Here is a 1,258-nt window from a genome sequence, read left to right as displayed (position 1 = left end):
GGTTACATTCCGAACCCGGAAGTTAAGCTTCTCTGCGCCGATGGTACTGCACTCGGGAGGGTGTGGGAGAGTAGGTCACCGCCGGACAATCTTTCGAAGAAGGCCCCACACGGTTGTGTGGGGCCTTCTTTGCGTTGTGGGCCCTTCCCAAGGGCTTCCAACTGTCGCTCCTCGAACGCGGGAGGCTAGGCAGGTCGGGTCGGGCGCATGTGACGTCGGCCGCCGGTCACGGCAGGGCCCGACGACAGCGCAAGCTGCAGCTGGCCCATGGGCTGGCCTCTCTGGGGGAGAGTCCCGTGGCCTTAAGGCCTCAATGTCGGGCTCTTCGCCATGAAGGAGACACGGGTCTGGTCCCTGGTTGGACTCGTCGATGACGTCAATGTTCCGCTCCTTCGGGGAGGCGTCGCGCTTCGGACGCGGACGGAGGTGGGATCACAGCAGGCGATCCCACTTGGTTCGTGGCCGGCTGGATGTTTGCGGGGGCGTCTGGAGGGCTCGTGAACGTGCGAGGGCTTGCTAGGCTGGAGGGAGCGGGCCACCCCCACGGGTGGCCTTCGTCGCGTAAGGCCCGAGGGCGGGCGGCGACCAGCCACGGTGGACCGCCGTTGTGAGTCCGCTGAGTGAGCCAATCGAAATGGACCAGAAGTGAACAGAGATAACGGATCGGACGGCGGACAGCGCGGGCGCGGCGACTACGGGGACAGGCGCTCTGGCGGCGGCAGGACTGGCGGATACGGCTCTCGCGGGCGTGATTCCGGTGGCGATCGTCCGTTCCGTTCCGAGGGCCGGCCGCGTCCGTACAACCGCGAGGACAGAGCGCCCCGAAGCGGGGAAGGCGCTCGCGACGAGCGCCCGCCGCGTGAGGGTGGTTTCCGGGAGGAGGGCCGCTCCTACCGGGACCGGGATGACCGCGGGCCCCGCCGCGAGGGCGGCTACGGTGAGCGCCGCGAAGGCGGAGGCGGCTACGGCGACCGCCGTCAGGGCGGCGGTGGCTATGGTGACCGGCGCGAGGGCGGCGGCTACGGTGACCGCCGTCAGGGCGGGTATGGCGATCGAGGGCCGCGGCGCGAAGGCTTTGATCGTGGTCCGCGTCGTGAGGGCGACGACCGTGGTCCGCGCCGTGAGGGCTTCGACAGAGGTCCGCGTCGTGAAGGTGACGAGCGTCGCCCCTTCCGGGACCGGGATGATCGCGGGCCGCGTCGTGAGGGTGACGAGCGTCGTCCCTTCCAGGATCGTGGGCCTCGGCGCGAGGGCGGCG

General features: G+C 69.6%; 1 protein-coding gene and 1 rRNA gene. Both read left to right on the top strand.

All coding sequences use genetic code 11. The features are described from left to right. Positions 1-87, top strand: a 5S ribosomal RNA gene (rrf, locus tag ACWCSU_RS45070); the annotation flags it as partial. An 850-nt stretch (positions 88-937) separates the two neighbouring features. Further along, on the top strand, positions 938-1,258 hold a 321-nt coding region (locus tag ACWCSU_RS45065; RefSeq protein ID WP_449942548.1), incomplete at its 3' end, for a hypothetical protein.

Source organism: Nonomuraea sp. NPDC001699 (assembly GCF_053596455.1).
The sequence above is the reverse complement of the archived record's forward strand: the minus strand, read 5'-3'. Positions and strand labels throughout refer to the sequence as shown.